The organism is Kitasatospora sp. NPDC057692 (assembly GCF_042799475.1).
Lineage (GTDB): Bacteria > Actinomycetota > Actinomycetes > Streptomycetales > Streptomycetaceae > Kitasatospora.
In genome coordinates this window covers 57624-79912 of the sequence record NZ_JBHVIV010000015.1, presented here as the reverse complement: position 1 = coordinate 79912, position 22289 = coordinate 57624, and the positions used below count along the sequence as shown (strand labels likewise).

The following is a 22289-nucleotide window of genomic DNA, read 5'->3' as shown; positions in this document are numbered from 1 at the left end:
ATGATTGGCGTAAAAAGTCCGATGTAAGGTGATCGATCTGCAATCCGGCGTTATGCGTCGCGGTCCGTGGCGCCGCAGCCGGACGCGTGTCCGCAGGAGCAGCCCGCGGTGGCCCGCGAGGGCGGCATCGTGCCGCGAGGGCTGCGTCCGGTGACGTCGAGCGGCTGGTCCCGGGTCGGCGGCGGGCGGAGCGCGGTTGATTCCCGGTTGAGATCGGGTCGCCGGCCCCGAGCGGGGTTCGTCCGGCTGCGTGCCGGGTCATGATGTGGACGCCACGAGGCGCACGGATGACGGAGTCACGCAATGACGCTTGGTCAGAACGATCTTCCAGAGCCGGAGTTGACGGAAGGGGGCGGCCTGTCCGGGGTGCGGGCCTGGGCCCTGGACGCGACGGGGCGGGCCGAGGCGCTGCTGCTCCCCGACCCGGCCGGACCGCCCCGGCTGCGGCTCGACGACCCGGCGGCCCACGACCGGATGATCGGCGAACTCGCGGAGCTGGAGGGGCTGCTGGGGGCGGACGAGCCGATCAGGCCGCTGCTGGCGGCCCGGCTCGGCGGACTGCTCGCCGTCCGCCACCTGAACCGCGGCGAGGAGCCCGCCGACCGTCCCCGCGCCCAGCGGCTGCTGCGCGAGGCACGGGCCTGCGAGGTGTCGCTCACGGGATGGGAGGCCCACCGGACCGCGCTGTACCTCGCGACCCTGCTGTTCCCGCAACCCGCTCCCGCTCCCGTCGGCGGACAGGGGGGCTTCGCGGCCGTCATGGCCTGGCAGGCGGAGAACCCGGCCGTGCTCGACCCCGGCGGGCCGGTGCTCGCCGAGCTGCGGGAGCTGCTGGGCGACCTGCGGGACGCCCCGCTGCCGCCGGACCTGCGACTGAAGCTGGACACCATGGCCTCCGCGCTCGGCCTGGCCCAGGGCAGCGCCGCCGACTTCCTCGCCGGCATCGGGCCGCTGATCGACGGCCTTCCGGCGGACTTCCCCGGCCTCCAGCAGGTCCGCATGCTGATGGGCTTCCTCGACTCCGTCCCGATCCCGCCCGAACAGCCCGCCGCCCCCGGACCCGCCGCACCGCCGCTCGACCCGGAGGCCGAGCGCGAGGACGTCGACCGGATGACGGCCATGGCGCTGGCCATGGTCGACGTGGCGATCCCGGGCTCGCTCGCACCCGAGCAGCTCGCCGAGATCGCCCGACGCGTCCGGGCCGGCCGGGCCCACAGCACCGACGGGCCCGCCGACGCGGCGTACGACGCGCTGACCTACGCCGTGGCCACGCTGGTCCCCGCGATGCAGGGGCGGGACCACGGCATGCTCGCCGACGCCCTCGGCGTCATGCGGCAGGCCGCCGACGGTCTGCCCCCCGGCGACAAGTGGCGCGGGCTGCTCGGCGCCGTCGACCCCGCGCTCCTGGTCCTCTCCCGCTTCCTCGGCGGGAACCTGGAGGACGAGGAGGAGGCGAACCGGCACTTCACCGAGGTGCTGGAGGAGCTGGGCGACAGCTCCCACCCCTTCGCGCTCCACGTGCGGATCATCGTCATCGGCCAGCGCAGCGCGGGATTCCAGCGCGTCGAGGACCGGGCCGGCGTGCTGTCCTGCATCGAGGACCTCCGGGTGCTGCGCGAGGGCCTGCCCGGCGGCCACGACGCCCTCGCCAACGCACTGATGATGCTCGGTCTGGTCCACTACGACCTCTGGCAGCTGACCCACGAGACGACGGCGCTGCGGACCGGCATGCACCACCTGCAGGAGGCCCTCGACCTCATGGAGGGATCGACGGGCCACGGCGGACTGCTGGAACCGCTGCGCCTCAGCCTCACCGCGGTCCGCGCCTTCCTGGACGGCGACCCGGAGGCGCTCCGCGCCCACCTGGACGCGCAGCCCTCCGAGCAGCCCCCCAGCCTGCTCGCGGGCGCCGGCCGGATGCTGCCGGGCCGCGCGCTCGCCAGCCACCTGCAGGCCGGGCTCACCCGCTCCCGCGACGACCAGGACCGCGCCGTCGAGGAGCTGGAGGCGGCCCGGCGCGACGCGGCGGACGGCGGGACCTGGCAGCACGCCACCCTGCTCTGGGCCCTCGCCGATGCCTACCGCGAGCGGGACGACGCCGAGGCGGGCGACCGGGCGGCCGCGGCGCGGGCCATGGTGGAGTCCTTCGAGGTCCTGACCGCCGACGTGCTGCTGGAGGTCGGGGCCGAGCACCGGCTGCTGAGGGCCCGGGAGGGAGCCTCGCGCGCCGTGGAAGCGGCGCGGTGGGCCGGGGCCCAGGGGCTGGCCGAACGCGCGGTGACCATGCTGGAGCTGGGCCGGTCGCTGGTGCTGCAGGCGGCCGCGGCCTCGGCCGAGGTGCCGGAGCTGCTGGCGGCCCGCGGCCACCAGGAGCTGGCGGACGCCTGGCGGCAGGCGGAGTCCGCCCGGGACCGCGCCGCCGACCAGCCGATCCCGAGCCTGCTGCGGCGACGGGCCCTGGACGCGCTCCGGGGCGGGGCGGGGCTCTTCGAACCGCCCACCCTGGCGGAGCTGAACGCGGGTCTGCGGCCGGGCGAGACCGACGCCCTGGTGTACCTCCTGCCGGGCACGGAGGGGATGCCCGGCATGGCGATCGTCCTGGGGCCGGACCTGGAGCCCGGGGTGCTCGGCCTGCCGTTGCTCGCCGAGGCCGGGCGCGCGCCGCTGGAGTCCTTCCTCGACCTGTCGGCCGAACGCTCCCGGCTGCGCCGCGCGGCGTCCGAGGGCGCCGCAGCCGTCGAAGCGGTCGAGGCGATCGAGGCACCGTGGGAGGAGGCCCTCTCCGACCTGTGCGACTGGGCCTGGCCGGCCGTCGTCGCCCCGCTCCTCCTCGGTGTCGCCGAGCGCCTGGAGGCCAATCCGGACCGGCACCGGGAGAGGCCCGGCCCGCCCCGGATCGTGCTGGTGCCCTGCGGGAACCTCGGTGCCGTGCCCTGGCACGCCGCCCGCCTCCCGGAGGAGGACCGGCACCGCTACGCGTGCGAGCTCATGGTGCTGTCGTACGCGGCCTCGGGCCGGGAGTTCCTGCGCGCGGCGGCCCGCGAACGGCTCGCGCCCGGGGCCCGCCCCGTGCTGGTGGCTGACCCGCAGATGGACCTGACCCGGGCCGAGCTGGAGGTCCTCGCGCTTCGCGACGGCTACTACCCGGACGCCGAACTCTACGGCGAGTACTACGGGTTGGACGGCGAGCGGGTCGGTCCCGGGACGCCGGAGGAGATGCTCGCGCTGCTCCCGGGTTCGGGTGCGCGGCCGCCGCTCTCGCTGCTGCACATCGCCTCGCACGGCGAGGCGGGCGTCCGCCCGACGGTGTCCGCGCTCAGCCTCGCCGACCCCGGTCCGACGCGGCCGCCCGTACGCGCGGGCCTGCCGGGCGGCGCCGCCGACCCGGGGATGCTCACCGTCACCCGCCTGCTGGACCGTCCGGCCGAGGCCGGTGCCGGCCGGGGCGGGCCGCTGGTGGTCCTGAGCGCGTGCGAGACGGACCTCTCCAACCGCGACCACGACGAGGCGCTGACCCTGGCCACGGCGTTCCTGGCGAGCGGCGCGAAGGACGTCGTCGGCTCGCGCTGGACGACGAGGGACGGCGCGTCCGCACTGATGATGGCGGTCTTCCACCACCACGTGGCGTCGGCCGGGCTCAGCCCGGCCGACGCGCTGCGCGCGGCCCAGCTCTGGATGCTGGACCCGCACCGCGAGGCCCCCGAGGGACTCGGCGGGGAGCTGCGGCGCGAGGCCTCGCAGCCCGGTCTCGACCGGCTGCCGCTCTGGGCGGCCTTCATCCACCAGGGGCACCCCGGGGCCGCGGACGCGGCGACGACCGCGACGACCGCGACGGCCGCGACGGCCACGACGGCCGGGCCGGCCGGGCCTGCGCACACGGCGGAACGACAGGAGGGGACGGCATGAGTCCGGAGGCGCTGATGGCGCTGCTTCGGCGGCACTGGGCCGGGGTGTGGGCGGCGCTGAGCGACGAGAAGCGCACGGAACTGGCGGCCCGGCTGGCCTCGCTCGCCGAGGCGCGGGGCGACGGGTCGGCCACGCGGAGGGCGTTCCACGGCGTCAAGCTCACGCTGATGTCGCTGCCGCTGGACCACCCGGTGCGCGAGCGGCTGAACTCCCTGCGCGCGGTCGCCGCCGACCCGCGGCCGACGGCCGAGCTGGCCAGGGAACTGCTGGCCTGGCTGGCGGAGACCGACGCCGCGTCCGCGTTCGCGGCGTCCGCGTCCGGTCCCGGCCGTGCGGACGGCGACGCGGAGGGCGACGCGGAGGGCGATGCGGAGGGCCGCGCCGACGAACGCGAGGACGACCGCCGCGGTGCGGCTCCTCCGGACGCCGCGCCGGACACCGCCGGAATCATCGCCGCCGCGCAGCGCCGACTGCTGGCCGCGCCCTCGCTCGGCCGCGCCGAACTCGACGCGCGCGGTCTCGACGCGGCGGCCCTGGCCGGCTCCGGCCTGGTCATCCGACTGGTCGACCAGGCGGGCGAACACCGCTACCCCGCCTTCCAGTTCGCCGACGCGGCGGCCGGTTCCGGCTCCGGTCCCGGTTCCGCTTCCGGCGCTTCCGGTACCGCCACCGGCCGCGGCCTGCTGCCGGTCGTCGCGCGGATCAACCGGCTGCTGCTGGCCGAGGAGGACCCCTGGGGCGCCGCCGACTGGTGGCTCGCCGGCAACAGCTGGCTGGGCGGCACCCCGGCCGCGCTGCTCGGACTTGTCTCGGACGAGCTGCTGACCGCGGCCGCCCTGTCCGTGGTGGAGGGGGACTGATGCCCGCGTACCCGCCTCCCCAGGACTCCGACGGCTTCCGGATGCGCCCGCACCTGCGGACCCTGCCGGCCGGCACCGAGCTCTGGCGCTGCCACCGCACCGGTCGCCCCGGCGCCGGCTTCAACCCGGTGCCGGCCGACTCCCACTTCGGCGGCAGCCGCTTCGACGGCACCATGGCCGACCCCTACTCCTTCCTCTACGCCGCGCCCGAGCCGGCCACCGCGCTGGCCGAGGTCCTGCTGCGCGCGATGCTCTTCGACGCCGACACCGGCATGCGGCTGATCCCCTACCGGGCGGTCGCGCAGCGCTCGCTGACGATGCTGCACACCGCCGTCGACCTGTGCCTCGTCGAGCTGGTCAGCGAGGAGGACCTCGCCGCGGTCTGCCAGGACTCCTGGCTGCTGGAGACCGAGGGCCCGGGGTACGCGCAGACCCGGCGCTGGGCCGCCGAGCTGCGGGCCCGGGTGCCGGAGGCGCAGGGCCTGGTGTGGCAGTCCCGGCGGCACCGGCCCCGCGAGGCCCTGGTGCTGTTCGGCGACCGCTGCGGCGAGGGGGTGCTGAAGAGCGACCCCGGGACCGTCCACGCCTTGGACACCCCGGACGGGGTGGCGGAGGTGAACCGGCTGTTCGCCCCGCTGCGGGCGGCGGTCGTGCCGCCCGGACCTCGTGGCGAGGACTCCGTCGACAGCGTCGGCGCCCGCTTCGTCGGCGCCGTCGACGAGGCGGGCCGCGATGCCGCCGACCGTGACGGGGCCTTCCGCGACCCCGGGGCGTCCGAGGCGTCCGGGGCGGTGGGCGCACCATGACGACGGCCACCGGCCGGACGGCCCCCGGAGCCGCTCCCGGGAGCGGCTGGGACGAACAGCAGCCGGTCATCGTGCTGCTGGACACCTCCGCCTCGATGAACCGCCCCGCCGACGCCCCGCCGATCGCCGACCTCAACCGGGCGCTCGCCCGCGGCCTCGACTCGATCCGGGCCAGGGAACGGCTGCGCACCAGGGTGGGGGTCTGCCTGGTCGCGTTCGACTCGCGGGTGCGCGTCTTCGACGCCTCCGCGGGAGCCTTCCGCGCGCCGGAGGAGGCCGACGGCGAGGCGCTGTTCAGCCCGCTGGACGAGCTGCGGCCGCCCGCGCTGACGGCGGAGGGCTTCACCTGCCTGGTGCCGGCCCTGCGGTTCGCCCTGGACCTGGCCCGCCGCCGCTACCGGGACCTCGCCGCCCGCCGGGTGCCGGTGCTGCGGCCGCTGATCTGGCTGATCACCGACGGCGCGCCGAGCGACGCGTCGGGCGCCCGGCTGGACGCGGCGGAGGTCGCGGCCACCGCCGAACAGCTGCGGCAGGCCGAGCAGGCCGGCGAGTGCCTCCTCTTCGTGATCGGGGTCGAGGGGGCCGACCTGGAGGTCCTGGAGGCCCTCGCGCCGCGGGCGACCCACCTGCTGGCGGGGCTGGACTTCGGCCGGATCCTCGACGTCGTGTTCCTGAGCTCGGAACGGGCGGGCCACCGCACGGCCGAGGAGGTCTCCGCCGAGGTCGAGGACTACGCGGCGAACACCGACATCCTCGACGGCCTGGAAGAGGAGCACCGGTGAGCGCCCCCGCCCGATGGGCGGTGGCCCCCGGCGACCACCCGACGGCACTGCGCGCCCGGCCGCCCGGCGGTGCCCGGTGGCGCTGAGGGTGGTGGCCGAGGACGGCCGGCAGTGGTGGCTGACCGAGGAGGTCGGCCGGGGCGGGGAAGGGGTGGTCTACGCCGTGGCGGACGTCCCGGCCCTGGTGGCCAAGCTGGTGCCGCGGCCGTCCGATCCGGCCGCGTACCGGGACCGGATCGCCCGGCTGGTGCGCCGCCGGCACGAGCCCCGCACCGTGCGGCTGCTCGACGGGGCCGGTGGCGGGGTGGCCTGGCCGAGGGTTCCGGTCACCACGGTGCGCGGCGGCGTGCACGGCTACCTGATGAGCGATCTGCGCGGCCGGTACCGGCCACTGGAGGACCTGCTGTCCTCCGACGGCCGCCGGAGCCGCCTGCCGGGCGCCACTTGGGAGACCGCGCTGCGGGCGGCGGCCGGGCTGGCGGCGCTGCTGGCCGCCCTGCACGCGGAGGAGTACCTGGTAGGCGATCTGAAGCCGGACAACCTCTGGGTGGACGGGCACGGGGAGGTCGGGATGGCGGACGTGGACTCCTGGCAGTTCGCCGACGGCGGCCGGGTGTTCCGCTGCGGGGTGCGCACGGCCGGGTACACGGCGCCGGAGGCGGTGGGGGCCCCGGAGGCGGCCCCGTCCCGGGCGGGCGACGACTTCGTCCTGGCGGTCGTCGTGCACCGGCTGCTGATGGCGGGCCTGCACCCGTTCGCCGGGCACCCCGGCGACGGCGGCCGGTACGTCTCGCTGGACGACAACCTGGTGCACGGGCGCTGCCGGCTGACGGACCACCGGTCCGTCGCGCTGCCCGGCCCGCTGCCGCCGGCCGACCTGCTGCCGGGCCGGGTCGCCGCCCTGCTGCGCGCGGCCTTCGGACCGGCCGGGCGGAGCGCTCCCGGCGACCGGCCGCGGGCGGCCGCGTGGGCGGCGGTCCTGCACGCGGAGCTGGCGGACGGCCGGCTGCGCGACTGCGCCGAGAACGGCCGCCACGTGTACACGGCGGAGCGGCCGTGGTGCCCGTGGTGCGACCTGGCGCGGCGGGGCGGCGAGGAGTACCCGGCCGCGCCCGCCGGGGCGGCGCCCGGCCGACGACCGCCCCGGGCACCCCGGGCGGCGGACACCGCGTGGAGGACGACGTGAACGGAACGGACCCGCGGCTCTCGGTGGCCCGCACGCTCGACCGGTGCTCCGTCCTGGGGCCCGGCCACCGGGCGGTGCTCTGGGTGCAGGGCTGCCCGCTGCGCTGCCGGGGCTGTGTGGCGGCGGAGACGCTGCCGTTCACCGACGGGCCGGGCCGCCCGGTCGCCGAACTCATCGACTGGCTGGCCGGGTTGAGCGGGATCGAGGGGGTCACCGTCTCCGGCGGCGAGCCGTTCGCCCAGGCCGGGGCGCTGGTCGCGCTGCTCGACGGCCTGCGGGAGGTGCGGCCCGAGCTGTCCGCGATGGCGTACTCCGGCTTCCGCCTGGAGACCCTGCGGCGCGGCACTCCGGCACAGCGGGGACTGCTGGACCGGCTCGACCTGCTCGTCGACGGCCCGTACGTGGCCGCGCTGCACGCCGACGTGCGCTGGCGGGGGTCGTCCAACCAACGGGTGCACCGGCTGTCGCGGCGCTACTCGGAGCTGCCGGCGGAGCCCGACACCGGGGCGGGGATCGAGTTCTGCGTGGGGCTCGACGGCTCGCTCTCCTGGGCCGGCGTGCCGGCGGTGCCGGGCTTCCGGGAGGAGATCGAACGGCGGGTGGAGGCCCGGGGCTTCGCCCTGCGCACCGCCCCGCCGCCGCCCGGCCCGCCCGGCGGCGGGCGGCCGCGCGCGTCGGACCCGCGCGCACCGGGTCCGCACACGTCGGGTCCGCAGACCGAGGCGCCGCACGCGCCGGACCCGCACACGCCGGACCCGCACACCCCGGGTCCACGCACCGAGGCCCCGTACGGCGGGGGCCGGCACACCGAAGGAGGGGGACGGTGAGCGGATCACCGATGTACAGCAGCGTCTCGGTCGGCGCCTCGCGGCTCGCCGCCGAGGCCGCGCAGCGGCGGCGGCAGGCCGAGCGGCGGCGCCGGCTGGAGCAGGAGCGGGCCCGCGAGCGGGCGCGCCGCGCGGCGGCCAGGGCCCGGGCCCGCGCCGAGGCGGAGCGCCGCGCCGCCGCCCGGGAGAAGGCCCGGAAGGAGGCGGAGCGCCGCGAGCGGGAGCACCGGGCGAAGGTGCTGGCCGAGGCCGACCGCCGGGCCGCCGAGCGGAGGGACCGGGAGGAGGCGGAACGGGCCGGGCGGGTCGCGGCGGCGCTGGACGCCCAGGGCGCGGCGGCGGCCCGCGGCCTGGAGGAGGTGGAGGCCCTGATCGACGCGGCGCGCACGGCCGCGGACCCGGCCGCCGTGCGCGAGCTGGCCGACCGGCTGGCCGAGCTGCGCTCCCGCGCCCGGCACCGTCCGGACGCCGGGCTCGGGGCGGAGGTCGAGGAGCTGCGCGGCCGGGCCGTCGCGCTGCGGTCGGCCGGCCGCGACCACGAGCGGCCCGCCGAAGCCGGCCACGAGTACCGGATCGCCGCGCTGGAGCGGCAGTTCCGCCTGCTGGCCGAGACCGGGGCGGAGGTCGACGCGGCCGGGCGGCGCCGCTGCGCCGAGCTGCTGGGCGATCTGCGACAGGCGGCGGCAGAGCACCGGACGCTCAGGGTGGAAGCGCTCCTTGGCACCGTCGAGCACGAACTGGCCCGCCACGCGGTCGCCGTGCAGACCGCCCGCACCGCCGCCCTCGCCGAGGCCGCCCGGCGGCAGGCCGACGAACGGCACCGCAGGGCCCGGGAGCAGGCCGACGAGCGGCAGCGCAGGGCTCACGAGCAGGCCGCCGAACAGCAGCGCCGGGCACGGGAGCAGGCCGCCGAACGGCTCCGGGCGGAGGCCGAGCGGCAGGCCGCGGAGCTCGCCGCCGAACTGGCGGAGGCCGCCGACCGGCTGGCCGTCGTCGAGCAGACCGCGCGCGACGCCGCCCGTGACGCCGCCGCCTTCGGGGAGACCGACCTGCAGGGCCGCCTCCTCACCGCCGTCCACCGGGCGACCGGCGCGGTCGAGGACTCCCGGGGCCGGGCGGCGCTGACCGCAGTCGAGGAGCTGGAGCGGCTGCTGCCCGCGGTGGAGGCCCGGCTCGACGAGCTGCTGCTGGCGTTCGAGCGGCGCACCGAGCTGGCCGAGGTGCTGAAGGAGGCGATGGCCGGTGAGGGGCTGGCTTTCACCGGCGGGGGCGATCTGGGGCAGGAGTTCGTGCTGGTCTTCGAGCGGCCGAACGGCGCCCGCTACGAGACGAGCGTCGGCACGGCGAACGACGGCACACCGGTCCTGAGCTACACGGTGGAGGGCGAGTCGGACGTCGTCGTGGTGCCCGAGCGCCGCGAGGTGACCTGCGACCGGACCGAGGCGCTGCTGGACCGGGTGCACGAGGCGATGGGGGAGAGCGGCTACCACCCCGGCGAGCTGGACTGGGACGGCAAACCGCCGCGCGGCGGCGGCGCCGCCCGGCCGGGCGGCGCCGCCAGGGGCACCTCCGAGGGCACGGCGCGGGGCACCGCATGAGCGCCGCAGGCGCACCCGGCGTACCCGGCGCGGCCGGCTCGGGCTCCGCCGGCAGCCGGAGCGTCGCCCGGGAGGAGGCGCCGCTCTGGGTGGCCGCCCTGCGCTGGGAGCTCTGGCGCGGCCGTCAGGTGATCCTCACCGGGCAGGTCCGTGACCGCTGGTGGTGGCGGGGCCGCCCGGTCCCGTTCCGCACCGTGCTGGCCCACGCGCTGCACGGGTGCGGCGCCGGCACGGTGGCCTGGTGGGACCCGGTGGGCGGCCTCACCTTCCCGCTCGACGGCGATCAGGACCGTTTCGCCGCACTGGACCGGCGGCCGCCCGCGAGGGCCGCCGCCTCGGCACGGCCGGGCACAGGGGACTCGGCCGCGCACCCCGGCCCGGACGCCGCCGGGCGCCCGGGCCGGGGCCCCTCACCGGGGCCGGGGAGCGCCGGGGATCCGGCGCAGACCCCGGCCCAGGAGCCCGCGACCAGACGCGGCGAGCTGCGCCGGGCGGCCTCCGGCGGGCTGTTCGCCGCCCGCCCGGCCCGCCGGCTGGCCTCGGTGGACGACGCGCTGGCGGAGGCCCACCGGCTGGCGGCCTCCCCGCAGGCGGCCGTCGCCTTCGTCTTCGAGGACATCGACCTCGCCCTGCCGCTGAACGAGGCCTCCTCCACCCAGGGCCACCTGCACCTGCGCGCGGCCATGTCGGACGCCGTCTCCCCGTTGCCGCACCCCGGCACCGGCCCGGCCGGGGCGGCCGTTCCGGCGCGGTCGCCCGCCCGGAACGCGGTGCTCGCCGTCGTCGGCGACCTCGCCCGACTGCCCGCCTGGCTGTACCGGGAGGACCCGCGCACGGTGGTGCTGCACATCGGCCCGCCCGACCAGGCGGAGCGCCGGCGCTGGTTCGCCATGATCGGCGGCGAGTTCAACGGCGGCGCGGAGGCCGGCCCGGCCGGGTTCGAGGCGCTGGTCGGTGCCACCGACGGCATGGCCGGCTGGGAGCTGGACGCGCTGGCGCGGACCTCGCACATCCGCCGCACCCCGGTGGGGGAGCCGGGCCGGCTGCTGGAGCGCCACCGCATCAACGTCAACGTCGACCCGTGGAGCCAGATCGACCGCCGGACCATCGCCGAGGCCGCCGGGGAGCTCGGCACCCGGGTGATCGGACAGCGGACCGCCGTCGACGCGGTGGTGGGCGCACTCCAGACCGCCTTCGTGGGGGTGGGTTTCGGCGGATCCGGGGCGGCCCGGCCGCGCGGCTCGTTCTTCTTCGTCGGCCCGACCGGCGTCGGCAAGACCGAACTCGCGAAGTCCGTGGCCCAGTTGATCTTCGGTGATCCGAGCGCCTACGCGCGCTTCGACATGAGCGAGTACCAGCAGGAGCACGCGGCCGAGCGCCTGGCCGGGGCGCCGCCCGGCTTCATCGGCTACGACCAGGGCGGCGAGCTCACCCGGCGGGTGCGGGAGCGGCCGTTCAGCGTGCTGCTCTTCGACGAGATCGAGAAGGCCCACCCGGCGGTCCTGGACAAGTTCCTGCAGATCCTGGAGGACGGCCGGCTCACCGACGGGCAGGGCCGGACGGCGTACTTCTCCCAGAGCCTGATCATCTTCACCTCCAACACCGGCGCCGGCGGGCTGCCCGGACTGCTGGCCGAGCACGGCGGGGACCTGCCGTACGAGGTGCTGCGCCGTCACTTCACCGAAGCCGTGGAGGAGAAGTTCCGGGCGATCGGCCGCCCCGAGATCTACGGCCGGCTCAAGCCCGGCGTGGTGGTCTTCGACATGCTGCGCACCGAGCACGTGGTCGGCATCGCGGACCGGTTGCTCGACCAGCTCGCCGAGTCGCTGGACGAACGCCACGGGATCGGGCTGGTCCCCGACACGGAGAGCATCCACCCCTGGATCACCGGCCGGATGGCCGACCCCGAGCGGCAGGCCTACGGCGGGCGGCAGATCCGCAACGAGTTCGACCCCGTCCTGGGCGCCGTCGTGCGGTACGTCATCGGACACGCGCCGCCGAGGGGGAGCGCGATCCGGCTGGCGATCGACGGCGACGGCGCGGTGTGCGTGACCCCCGTCGCCGTCAAGGGCGACGGCAGGGAGCCGGATCGGCACGGGGACGGGGGGACACCCTGATGCACGGCATCGACCTGGGGGACAGCTACGCCCGCATCGCCTGGCCGGGCCCCGACGGCGCGCCGGTGGTGACCGGCGCGACCGATGTCCCGGCGACCGTCGACGTCACCGGCCCGGACGGCCCCCGGCCCGCCCGGACGGCGGGTGCCCGGTCGGCCCGCGCCGGGCTCTTCACGGGCACCGCCGAGCGGCCCGCCGGCGCGTGGCCCGCCGGCGCCTGGCGGCCCACCGACGATCCGTTCGCCGACGCGCCGCTCCCCGCCGGACCTCGGGGCGGCGCGCTCGGGCCCGAGGCGCTCACCGGTGTCGTCCTGGCCGCACTCGCCCGGCGCAGCCGGGAGTGCGGCGGCGGCACCCCGCAGGAGGTGGCGCTCGCGCTGCCCGCCGGCGGGGGCGGCGAACCGGCCCTGCGCCGGGCGGCCGAGCAGACCGGCCTGCGGGTCGGCCAGGTGCTGCCGGAGTCGGTGGCGGCGGCGCTGCACTACGGTGCGGTCCGCGACGGCGCCCGCCTCTCCGTCCTGGTGTACGACCAGGGCGCCACCGGCTCCGACCTGAGCCTGCTCGCCGTCGACGGCGACCGGACCGTGCGCGTCCTGGAGACGGTCTCGCAACCCCTCGGCGGCGACCACTGGGACGAGGCCGTCGCCCGGGAGCTGCTGCGCCGGCTCGGCTCTCCCGACGGGCCGGTCGGGCCGCTGCTCCCGGCCGCCGAGCGGCTGCGGCTCGCGCTCGACGAGGCCCCGGAGGCGTGGCAGCGGGTGCCCTGGGAGGGTGCGGAGCACGAGGTCTCGCTCGACCGGGAGACCCTCCGCGCGCTGGTCGAGCCGCTGCGCGAGCTGGGCGCGGGGGCGGTCGGCACCCTGCTGGAGACCGTCCAGGACCGCGGCTGGGACGTCCCGGGCACCCTGCTGCTGGCCGGCGGCCTGAGCGAGGCACCGGGAACGGCCGAGTGGCTGGAGGAGCGGCTCGGACTCACCGTGCGCTCGCGGACACCCGGGGCCGCGGTGGCGAGCGGACTCGCGCTCACCGGGGACTTCGGACTGCTCAGAGTGCTCACCGGCCCCGCCGCGACCCGGCCCCGGCCGACGGACGACGACCCCGACCCGCGCGGGCGGGACACCTCCTCCGGCGGGTCCGGCGGCCGACGGGCGCCGAACGCATCCCGGGCCGGGCGGCGCCCCGGTCCGGGGACCACCGCCCCCGGACCGGCGCGACCGGGGGAGCGGAGGCCGGCGGAGGAGCGACCGGCGGAGGAGGAGCCGTGGCGCGACCGGCCATGGGCCGACCGGCCCGGGCCGTCCGAGCGGCCGCCCGACGCCGCCGAAGCCGAAGCCGTCACCAACGCCGACACCGCCGCCGCGCCGCCGCACCACGGACCGGAGCAGGCACCGCCCCGGACACCCGAACCGCCTACCGCTCCCGCTCCCCCCGCCGCCGACCAGGCCCTGCACCCCGTCCCCGTCCCGCAGCTGCGCGCCACTCGCAGGGACGACCACCTCCTGCTCGTCTGGGCCTGGCCCCCCGACAGCCGCGAGGCCCGGGTGCGCTGGTCGCTGGACGCCCCCGACCCCGGCGGCCTGCCCCGGACCGGGGACGTCCGCTGCGGCCGCCGGTCCTACCAGCACGACGGCGGCCTCGACCTGCGGGTCGGCCGCGGCGCCGTCACCGTCACCGTGGCGGCGCTCACCCCGCACCCCGCCGATCCGCTCGCCGAACCGTCGGCGCTGATCCTGCCCGCCCGGCCGCCCCTGGTCCGCTACGAGGCCGTGGTCCGGCGCGGCCTGCCGGGCCTGCGCGGCCGGACGGCCCGATTGACCTTCGTCGCGGACACCCCCTGCGAGCTGCCGGCCCTCCAGGTGGTGCACGGCCTCGGCCGGATCTGCCCGGCCGGCGCCGCGGACGGGACGGTGCTGCGCGAACTGCCCGCCCGCCGGCTGGAGGCCCGGATCCCGTTCACCGTCGACCTGCCCCTCCCCGCCACCCGGGGTCCCTCCTGGCTGATCTGCCTGCCGCTCGGCCCGGACGACGCCGCCACCGAGCTGCGCCCGGCCTCCCTGCACCGGCTGAAGGTGAGTTGAATGGCCGCCGACCTGGTCTGCCCCTACTGCTACGAGACCTTCGCCGCCCGCGACATCGGGTTCCGGTGCAGCGGCCGGCCCAGCCCGACCGGCCGTCGGTGCGCGTTCGAGCGCGACCCGGTGCTCGCCGAGCGGACCGGCCGGCGCGGCGAGGTCGGCCCGGCCTTCCGGGCCGACGGGCGCAAGCCCACCGCCGTCTGCCCGGCCTGCGCGGCCGAGACGACGTACCGGATCTGCCCGGTCTGCCACAGCACCCTGCCGGTCCAGTTCGGCATGGTCGGGCACCGCCTGATCGCCATGGTCGGCGCGAAGGCCTCCGGCAAGACGGTCTACATGACCGTGCTGCTGCACGAGCTGATGAACCGGGTCGGCGCCGGGCTCGGCACCGCCCTGATGGCCTCGGACGACCTGACGATCCGCCGGTTCGGCAGCGACTACGAGGAGCAGCTCTACCGGCACGGCCGGCTGTTCCACGGGACGAGGACCGCGGCCGCCAACGACGGGCGAGTGGAGCCGCTGGTGTTCCGCTTCAGCCGCAGCCGCGGCCGGCTGAACCGCTCCCGGCCGCGGCACAGCGTGCTCTCCTTCTTCGACACGGCCGGCGAGGACTTCAACTCGCGGGAGAACGTCGAGCTGAACACCCGCTACCTGGCCAACGCCGACGGCGTGATCCTGATCCTCGACCCGCTGCAGATGCCGGGTGCCCGCCCGCTGGCCCGGCCGGGCACCGTACTGCCGGGGTCGGAGGGGGTCGACGAGCCGGTCAACGTGCTCAGCCGGGTGACGAACATGCTGATGGCCCGGCAGAAGGGCTCCTCCGGCCTGATCCGAACCCCGCTGGCGGTGGTCTTCGCCAAGCTCGACGCCTTCTGGGACACCCTCGACCCCGGCAGCCCGCTGCGCGGCCACCCGCCGGCCGGGGACCGCTTCGACACCGCCGACAGCCTGGACGTCCACGAGGAGGTCCGCCGGCTGCTGAAGGAGTGGGAGGGCGTGCGGATCGACCAGGACCTCGCGACCCACTACCGGCGCTACCGCTACTTCGGGGTCTCCGCGCTGGGCGCCGGACCGACCCCGGACGCCCTGGTGGCGCCCACCGGCATCCAGCCGTACCGGGTCACCGACCCGCTGCTGTGGCTGCTCAGCGAGTTCGGGGCCGTGCCCCGCCGGGGGCGGGGGTGACATGCCGTTCCAACAGCTCTACTACACCTCGTGCGAGCAGGGCCTGAGCGGCTTCGCCGGCTACCAGTTCAACGCCGTCAGCGCGGACGTGTCCGCCGAGACCATGCGCGAGGTGGAGGCGCTCACCGCCTACGAGCCGCCGCCCTCGCTGCTGTCCTCGCACACCCCGGAGGAACTCGCCCGCTGCCCGGTCAACCTGGTCTTCGTCCCCGGCCCGACGGCACTGGCGGCCCGGGTCCGGTACGCCGGACGGGACTCCTCCCAGCGCTTCGGCAACTACTTCGCCCACGCCCTGGCCAGCCCCGACTTCACCCGCGACGGCGGCGGCCTGCTCGGCATCGAGCTCTGGCAGTCGCCGGTCTGGGCGGCCCGCCCGGCCGACCGCACCCGCCTCCCGGCGCTGGCGGCCCCGCCGGCCGCCGGCCCCCTCACCCCGCGCTCGGTCGACCGCTTCGTGGCCTCCCACCCGCACGTCGCGCTGTTGCCCGCCCTGCTGGAGGCCGCCAGGACGGCCCTGGCCGAGGACCGGTCGGTCCTGGTGGTGGACACCGGAACCGACCGGATCGCGCACTGGTTCGCCGCGGTCTGCTTCCTGCTGCCGCCCCCGCTCGCCCGGCGGCTCTCCTTCGCCACCTACCTGCACCGGCCCGGGCGCGGCCGGCTGCACCTGATCGGCGGCCTGCCCGAGAACCGGATCGACCTGGGCCCCGACGACCAGGACGCCTACTACCTGGTCGACTTCGTCCGAGGCCTGGCCCCGGAGCTGCCCGTGCACCCGCTGTCCGCACTGCTCGCCCGGGTCGGCCCGGGCTCCGCCCGGGCGCTCTGGTCCTGGGCCGCCGACTACCTGAGCGGCCGTGAGCGCACCGCGGGGGACTGGCACGGCCCCGCGGCCGCCGCGGCCGCCGCCGGCGGCAGGCGCCTCACGGGCGCGGACCTCACCGCCCTGACCGCCTGGCTGACCGGCCCCGACGCGCCGCCGCCGACCGCCGTCACCGCCGCGGTCCGCGACGTCCACCGCCGCCACCGCCTGGACCGGGAGCAGCTGCGCTCGCTCGGCCGGGCCGCCGCCCGCGGCGACGACCCGGAACTCGCCGAGGAACTGCTGGACGAGCAACTCGAAGCCGACATGCTCCGCTACGAGCAGGGCGACGAGCGGGCCCTTCCTCCGGTCCGGCTCACCGACCCGGCCCGGCGCCGGAGGATCACCGGGCGCTGGCTCGCCCGGTTCCGGCAGGCGGACGCCGCCGGGGCGCTGCGCCTGCTCGGCTGGGCGGCGGCCGCCGCGCTGCGGCCACCGAGCGGTGAACTCGTGCGGCGCAGTGCCGAGTTCACCGGGGACCTGCTCGGCGCCACCGTCACCGGCAGTCCGCTCCGCGGCATGGAGGAGCTGCTGACGGCCGCCGCCCGGCAGTGGCCGGAGTTCCGGCAGGGCCTGGTGGAGACCCTCGCCGGGCTGGAGGCCGCGCGCCCCGCCCAGTTCCCCGACCTCCTCCTCGGCCTGCCGCCCGACCTGCTGGGCGAGGAGGACCTGGCCGGCCACGACCGGCTCCTGGAGCACCACCTGGTGGCCCGGGCCCACCGCCGCCCGGACCTCGCCGCCGCCACCCTGCTGCGCGTCCTCGCGCTGCGCGGCCCGCAGGCCCCGCTCGACCTCCCGCTGCTGCGAGGCCTCTGGTCGCCGCACCGGCACTGGACGCACACCGCGGCGCTCGCCCTCGTCCCGCAGCTGCCGCCCGGGTTGTGCTGGGAGGACGGCGCCCGGCAGTGGCTGGGCCGGACCCTGGTCCAGGGGATCGCCGACGACGCCGGCCTCGACGACTGCCTGCGCCTGTTCGAGCTGTTCGCCGCCCCGCCCCGGGACGCCTGGCCGGATCCCGACACCGCCGCCTGCGTCGCCCGGACCCTGTGGCTGCGCGACCGACTGGACCGGGCCGGGAGCGCGGAGCAGCTCCTCGAACTGCTCGACGATCCGCCGCCGACCCTGTGGCAGCCCGCCTGGGCGGTGCTGCGCCGCCGGCTCCCCGGCCGGCTGGCCGACCGTCCGGTGGCCCGGCCGGATCTGCTGGCCGCCCGCCTGCCCCGGATGGAGGACCGGAGCGCGCAGACCCACCTGCGGCGGATCCGGGCCGAGGCCGCCCGGGTCGGCCGGTCGAACCCGCCCTCCGACCTCCTGCTCGGGCACCTCGCGGCGGCGGCCGCCTACCTGGCGCACCACCACCCCTCCGGGGCCCAGCTGGACACGGTCGTCGCCACCCTGCGGCACGCCCGGGACCACTGGCCGGCGGCCGAGGTGGCCCGGCTCGCCCGTGTCCTGCGCCGGTACGCCCCGGCCGAGGCCGACCGGCTGGAGCGGCGGCTCGCCCAGCGCCGGACGAACGCCCCGCAGCGGGTCGCCCGCTGGCTGACCGCCCCGTTCACGGCCGGCCGGCGGCCGGAGCCGGGCGGCGGCGGCCGACCCGCCCCGGCTCCGCCCGCCGACCCCGAACCGCGCCGTGCCGAGGCGGCCGAGTGAACGCGCTGGAGGAACTCCTGACGGTCCTCGTCGACCTGCTCGTCCCCCTCGTCCGCTTCCTCGCCCGCCTCGCGGTCTCCGTGCTGCTCGCCCCGCTGGTCGCGGCCACCCGCGCCCTGCGACTGCTGGAACAGCAGCTGCGCTCCTGCGGCCGGGTGCTGGCGGACGTGCTGCGCCGGACCGATCCCCAGTACCAGACCCTTCCCCTCCCGCGCCCCGAGGACGAGCGGCAGCCCGCGTACCGCGCGTACGCCTTCGGCCCCGCGCGGCGGGACCTGCGACTGGTCGCCGCCCACGGCCGGAGCACCCACCGCCGCCTGACGGCCGACGCCCTGCGGGCCGTCACCGAGGGACTGCGGATCGACCGGAACGCCGTGCTCGCGCTGGCCGGCTACACCGGTGTGGCGGCCGCCGTCCTGCTCACCCTGCCGGTGCTGGGCGGCGCGCTGCTCGCGCACGCCCTGGCGGTCCTGCTGCTCGGGGCGGGCGCCCGGCTCGCCGCGCTCCTCCTCGCCGGCCTCGACCGGGCGGCCCTCACCGTGCGGCACCTGCGCCAGGGGGTGCTCTGCCCGCACTGCTTCGAGCGGGTGCGCCGCCCCGAGTACGAGTGCTCCCGCCCCACCTGCCGCCGACGCCACAGCGACCTGCGGCCCGGCCGGTACGGCGTCCTGCGCCGCCGCTGCCGGTGCGACGAGCGGCTGCCCACCACCCTGCTCGCAGGCCGCTACCGGCTGCCCGGATACTGCTGCCACGCGCACTGCGGCCGGCTGCTGAGCACCGAGACCGGCCGGCTCGCCGAGCACGCGCTGCCGCTCATCGGCGGCCGGGCCGCCGGCAAGACCCAGCTGATGGCCGCGATGCTCGCCGTCCTCCAGCGGCCCGACCCCGACGGCCGGGCGCACGCCCGGTTCGCCGACGAGGAGACGGCGGAGCGCTACCGGCTGCAGCGCGAGGTCCTGGAGATCCGCGGCCACCCCCGGAGCACTCCGCGGGCGCCGCACCGGGCCCACTCCGTCCTCCTCGACCGTGACCGACCCCCGCGCCTGCTGCACCTCTTCGACACCGCCGGCGAACACTTCGTCAACCGCGAGGACACCGACGCCCTCCGGTACGCACGGGCCGCCCGCACCTTCCTGTTCGTCCTCGACCCGCTGGCCGTCCCGGCGTTCTGGGACCTCCTCGACCCCGGGCAGCAGGCCAGGCTGGACCGCACGCTCGCCTCCAGCGTCCAGCCGCAGCCCGTCTTCGACCAGGCGGTCCAGGCGGTCATCGCGATGGGGGTCCCGCTGCACCGCTCGCGACTGGCCGTCGCCGTCAGCAAGACCGATCTGCTGGACGAGGCGGGCCTGCTCGCCGACGGCGGGCGCGACAGCGACCGGGCCGCGCAGTGGCTCGAACGGGAACTCGGACTGGGGAACCTGGTCCAGGCGATGCGCAACGAGTTCGGCGAGGTGCGGTTCTTCTTCACCGCCGCCGTGCTCACCGAGGACGGGTCGGTCCACCCGAGCATCGCACCGCTGCTCGACTGGTGCCTCGCCGACGGCCGCCGGGCGCGCGCCCGGGCCCGGGCCGCCGCGGCCGCCGTCCGCCCCCTCGGCACCCCCTCCGTCGCGAATTCGGACGAACGTCCCGCGGAATCGGCGAGCTTGTGAACCCCCCTTGCCCGTGCCATCGTTGGGGCCATGCCGAACCGCACCGACGACGAACGGCCGGCATTCGACCACGACGCCGTGCTCGCCGAACTGCGCGCCGTCCGGCGGGCGGGTCCCGTCCGGCTCCGCGAACTCGACCTCCCCCTCCTCGACGCCCTCGCCGCGGGATCCGCACCGCGCCAGCCGCGCACCGTGGAGGACCTGCTGCGCCGCGCGGTCACCGGACTCGACGCCGGCACCCTCCAGGAGGCCGCCCGGTTCAGCCTCGGTCTGGCCCCCGGCACCAGCGACTGGCCGGCCGCCGACCGCCGCAAGCGCGCCGCCGGCCTCTACGGCGTGAGCGTCGAGCGCTTCCGCCGGCACCACGAACTCCTCGTCCTGGCCGCCGTCGCGGACGGGATCGGCCGGCTCGCGGAGCAGCCCGGGGAGCCGGACGGCGCGGACCCCGCCGCCGAGCACCAGCTGCTGCACCTGCCGCTCCGGGGCCGGACCGTCACGGTGCACCTGCACACCCACTCGGTCGACCTGCTCCGCGACGTGGACGTCGTCGTCTCGCCCAGCAACGTCTACCTGGCCCTCGCCGAGGCCTACAAGAACTCGGTGTCGGCCGTCCTGCGCCGGGCGGGTGCGGTCCGCGGCCCCACCGGCGACCTCGTCGAGGACCGGATCTCCACCGAACTGCGCCAGTGGCTCGACCAGTACCGCAGCTTCGGCCGCCCGGTCCTCGCCTCGACGGTCGCCCCGACCGGCGCGGGCGCGCTCGAACGGCAGGGCCTGCGCCGGATCTACCACGCCGCCGTCGCCGTGCCCCGCCCCGGCACCAACGACTACGACGTCCTGTCGGCCGACGTCACCCGGGCCGCCACCCGAGCGCTCGCCCTCCTCGCCGAGGAGCACACCGCCTTCGACCCGCCGCTGCGCTCCATCTGCTTCCCCCTCCTCGGTGCCGGCCGCGGCGGCCTGGCCCCCGAGGTGAGCATCGCCGCGGTGTGGGCCGCCGTGGAGGCCGAACTCTCCCGCGGCGCTCCCTGGGAGATCCACCTCGTGGTGCGCAACCCGGCCCGCGCCAGGACCGTCACCCGCCACCTCCTCGCCCCCCACACCCTCCCCGTCCAGCCGACCGCCCGCTGAGCGCGGGCCCGTCGGCGGCGGAGGCGGCGGGGCGGCGGGCCCCGGCGGAGGCCGTGGCGTCGGGGCCGCCCCCTGACGGCCCCGCGGCGGTCGGGGGTCAGCCGCCCGACGGGGCGTGGGCCCCGTCGGCGCGGAGCGCGTCGGTGTAGATGCCCGTCATCGCCGTCACGGCCCGCCGGCGGTCCAGGCCGGGGTCCAGCTGGTGCTGGATGTTGATGCCCAGGGTGCCGCCGAGCAGCGCCGCCGCGACGGCCTCCGGGTCGGCGACGTGCGCGCCGGTCGCGCGCAGGTGGTCGGCGTACAGGCCGCGGACCTTGGCGTACTCCTCGGCGTAGGTCGCCCGCAGGGGCGACTCGCGGCTCACGGCCTCGATCAGGAGCGTCGAGAAGATGTGCGACTCGGGCCGGGACATCAGCGCGAAGTTCGCCTCGATCAGGGCCTCGACCCCGGTCCGCGGACCGGCGGCGGCAAGGCGCTCGCCCATGAACTCCGCGCCCCACCGGAACGCTTCCTCGACCACGGCCTTCAGCAGGCCGTCCTTCGAACCGAAGTGCCAGGCCACGGAGCCCCGGCTGATGCCGGAGCGCTCCGCCACGGCCTGGACGGACGCCGCGGCGGCCCCGCCCTCGGCGGCGAGCTCCCAGGCGGCGGCCACCAGCCGGCGCCGGGTCTCGGCGGAGATCTCCTGCTTGCGGGTCGCTCCCACGCGATGTCCTTTCCCCATGTCACGGCCGCCTGACCCGGCCGATTCTGTCACGCCGCGGCCGGGTGGTCCGGAGCGGCGATCCCTTGCCTATGTCGAGCGTCCAGTTCTATGCTGAACGTCCAGTAACCAAGAAGGAGCCGTCATGGAACTGATCGACCTGACCAGGACGCTGGACCCCGCCGACCGCGAGCTGCTCCCCGAGCAGCTGCGCCCGCTCGCCTCGGTGGTCGCGCCCTCCGTGGCCTACGCCCACCCCGCGGGCGAGGGCCGCGAGCAGTTCGCCGCCGCCATGCACTGCGGCGTCGAGGACCTGCCGGACGGCGAGGGCTGGGGCGCGGAACTGCTGACCGACTTCAACTCCCACCTCGGCACCCACGTCGACGCCCCGCTGCACTACGGCTCCACCTGCGAGGGCAGGCCGGCCCGCACCATCACCGACATCGCCCTGGACGAGCTGTGGTGCGAGGCGCTCGTGCTGGACCTACGGGGCCGCTGCGAGCTCGACGCCCCGATCACCGTCGAGGCGCTGGAGGCCGCCCTCGCCGACAACGGCGCCGCGGTCCCGTCCGGGGGAGCGGTCCTGCTGCGCACCGGCCAGGAGCGGTACGGGCTGTCCGACCCCGAGTTCTTCCGCTACCCGGGGATGAGCCGGGAGTCCACGCTGTTCCTGGCCGACCTCGGGGCCAAGGTGCTCGGCACCGACGCCGGGGGCTGGGACCTGAGCTTCTCCGTGATGGCCCGCAGGTTCCGCGAGAGCGGTGACAACTCCGTGCTGTGGGACGGCCACCGGGCCGGCCGCGAGCGGGAGGTCTTCATCGTCCAGCAGCTGACCAACCTCGCCGCGCTGCCGCCGTCGGGGTTCCGGGTGGCGTTCTTCCCGATCAAGCTCGCCCGCGCGAGCGCCGCCCCGGCCCGCGTCGTCGCCTTCGTCTGACCCCCGGAC

Annotated in this window: 15 protein-coding genes; 14 read left to right on the top strand and 1 reads right to left on the bottom strand. The window is 77.2% G+C overall.

The genetic code is table 11. The annotated features are described in order from the left end of the window. Positions 1-303: 303 nt before the first annotated feature. The 13 genes from ACFVFS_RS12010 to ACFVFS_RS11950 all read left to right on the top strand — a co-directional run bounded on the left by ACFVFS_RS12010 (position 304) and on the right by ACFVFS_RS11950 (position 20640). Positions 304-3906, top strand: a complete 3603-nt coding sequence (locus ACFVFS_RS12010; RefSeq protein ID WP_380622936.1) for a CHAT domain-containing protein — start codon at positions 304-306, stop codon at positions 3904-3906. Beyond that, entirely contained in the window at positions 3903-4766 is an 864-nt protein-coding gene (locus ACFVFS_RS12005; protein WP_380622934.1) for a hypothetical protein, read from the top strand. The genes ACFVFS_RS12010 and ACFVFS_RS12005 overlap by 4 nt, the downstream gene beginning before the upstream one ends. Further along, entirely contained in the window at positions 4766-5572 is an 807-nt protein-coding gene (locus tag ACFVFS_RS12000) for an RES family NAD+ phosphorylase (protein ID WP_380622932.1), read from the top strand. Before ACFVFS_RS12005 ends, ACFVFS_RS12000 begins: the two co-directional genes overlap by 1 nt. Next, complete coding sequence (locus ACFVFS_RS11995) at positions 5569-6354, top strand: hypothetical protein (RefSeq protein WP_380622930.1); 786 nt, start codon at positions 5569-5571, stop codon at positions 6352-6354. The genes ACFVFS_RS12000 and ACFVFS_RS11995 overlap by 4 nt, the downstream gene beginning before the upstream one ends. Before the next feature lie 76 nt (positions 6355-6430). After that, complete coding sequence (locus ACFVFS_RS11990) at positions 6431-7540, top strand: hypothetical protein (protein WP_380622928.1); 1110 nt, start codon at positions 6431-6433, stop codon at positions 7538-7540. Then, positions 7537-8367 (top strand): 4Fe-4S single cluster domain-containing protein, encoded by an 831-nt coding sequence (locus ACFVFS_RS11985; RefSeq protein ID WP_380622926.1) that lies wholly within the window; start codon positions 7537-7539, stop codon positions 8365-8367. Before ACFVFS_RS11990 ends, ACFVFS_RS11985 begins: the two co-directional genes overlap by 4 nt. Next, complete coding sequence (locus ACFVFS_RS11980) at positions 8364-9965, top strand: hypothetical protein (protein ID WP_380622924.1); 1602 nt, start codon at positions 8364-8366, stop codon at positions 9963-9965. The genes ACFVFS_RS11985 and ACFVFS_RS11980 overlap by 4 nt, the downstream gene beginning before the upstream one ends. Further along, complete coding sequence (locus tag ACFVFS_RS11975) at positions 9962-12082, top strand: AAA family ATPase (RefSeq protein WP_380622922.1); 2121 nt, start codon at positions 9962-9964, stop codon at positions 12080-12082. Before ACFVFS_RS11980 ends, ACFVFS_RS11975 begins: the two co-directional genes overlap by 4 nt. Next, positions 12082-14160, top strand: a complete 2079-nt coding sequence (locus tag ACFVFS_RS11970) for an Hsp70 family protein (RefSeq protein WP_380622920.1) — start codon at positions 12082-12084, stop codon at positions 14158-14160. Before ACFVFS_RS11975 ends, ACFVFS_RS11970 begins: the two co-directional genes overlap by 1 nt. Next, on the top strand, positions 14161-15342 hold the full coding sequence (locus ACFVFS_RS11965; protein ID WP_380622918.1) for a hypothetical protein: 1182 nt from the start codon (positions 14161-14163) through the stop codon (positions 15340-15342). A 1-nt stretch (position 15343) separates the two neighbouring features. Then, the gene (locus ACFVFS_RS11960) at positions 15344-17857 is read left to right on the top strand and encodes a GTPase-associated protein 1-related protein (protein WP_380622916.1); all 2514 of its coding nucleotides are present in this window, start codon (positions 15344-15346) and stop codon (positions 17855-17857) included. Continuing rightward, positions 17854-19509 carry a hypothetical protein gene (locus ACFVFS_RS11955; RefSeq protein ID WP_380622915.1) on the top strand — a complete coding sequence of 552 codons (1656 nt, stop codon included), beginning with the start codon at positions 17854-17856 and terminating at the stop codon, positions 19507-19509. The genes ACFVFS_RS11960 and ACFVFS_RS11955 overlap by 4 nt, the downstream gene beginning before the upstream one ends. A 30-nt stretch (positions 19510-19539) precedes the next feature. Continuing rightward, complete coding sequence (locus ACFVFS_RS11950; protein ID WP_380622913.1) at positions 19540-20640, top strand: hypothetical protein; 1101 nt, start codon at positions 19540-19542, stop codon at positions 20638-20640. A 97-nt stretch (positions 20641-20737) separates the two neighbouring features. On the opposite strand, the gene ACFVFS_RS11945 is transcribed toward ACFVFS_RS11950, so the two are convergent. Further along, the gene (locus ACFVFS_RS11945) at positions 20738-21346 is read right to left on the bottom strand and encodes a TetR/AcrR family transcriptional regulator (RefSeq protein ID WP_380622911.1); all 609 of its coding nucleotides are present in this window, start codon (positions 21344-21346) and stop codon (positions 20738-20740) included. A gap of 142 nt (positions 21347-21488) precedes the next feature. On the opposite strand from ACFVFS_RS11945, the gene ACFVFS_RS11940 reads away from it, so the two are divergent. After that, positions 21489-22280 carry a cyclase family protein gene (locus ACFVFS_RS11940; RefSeq protein WP_380622909.1) on the top strand — a complete coding sequence of 264 codons (792 nt, stop codon included), beginning with the start codon at positions 21489-21491 and terminating at the stop codon, positions 22278-22280. The last annotated feature ends 9 nt before the right edge of the window (positions 22281-22289 follow it).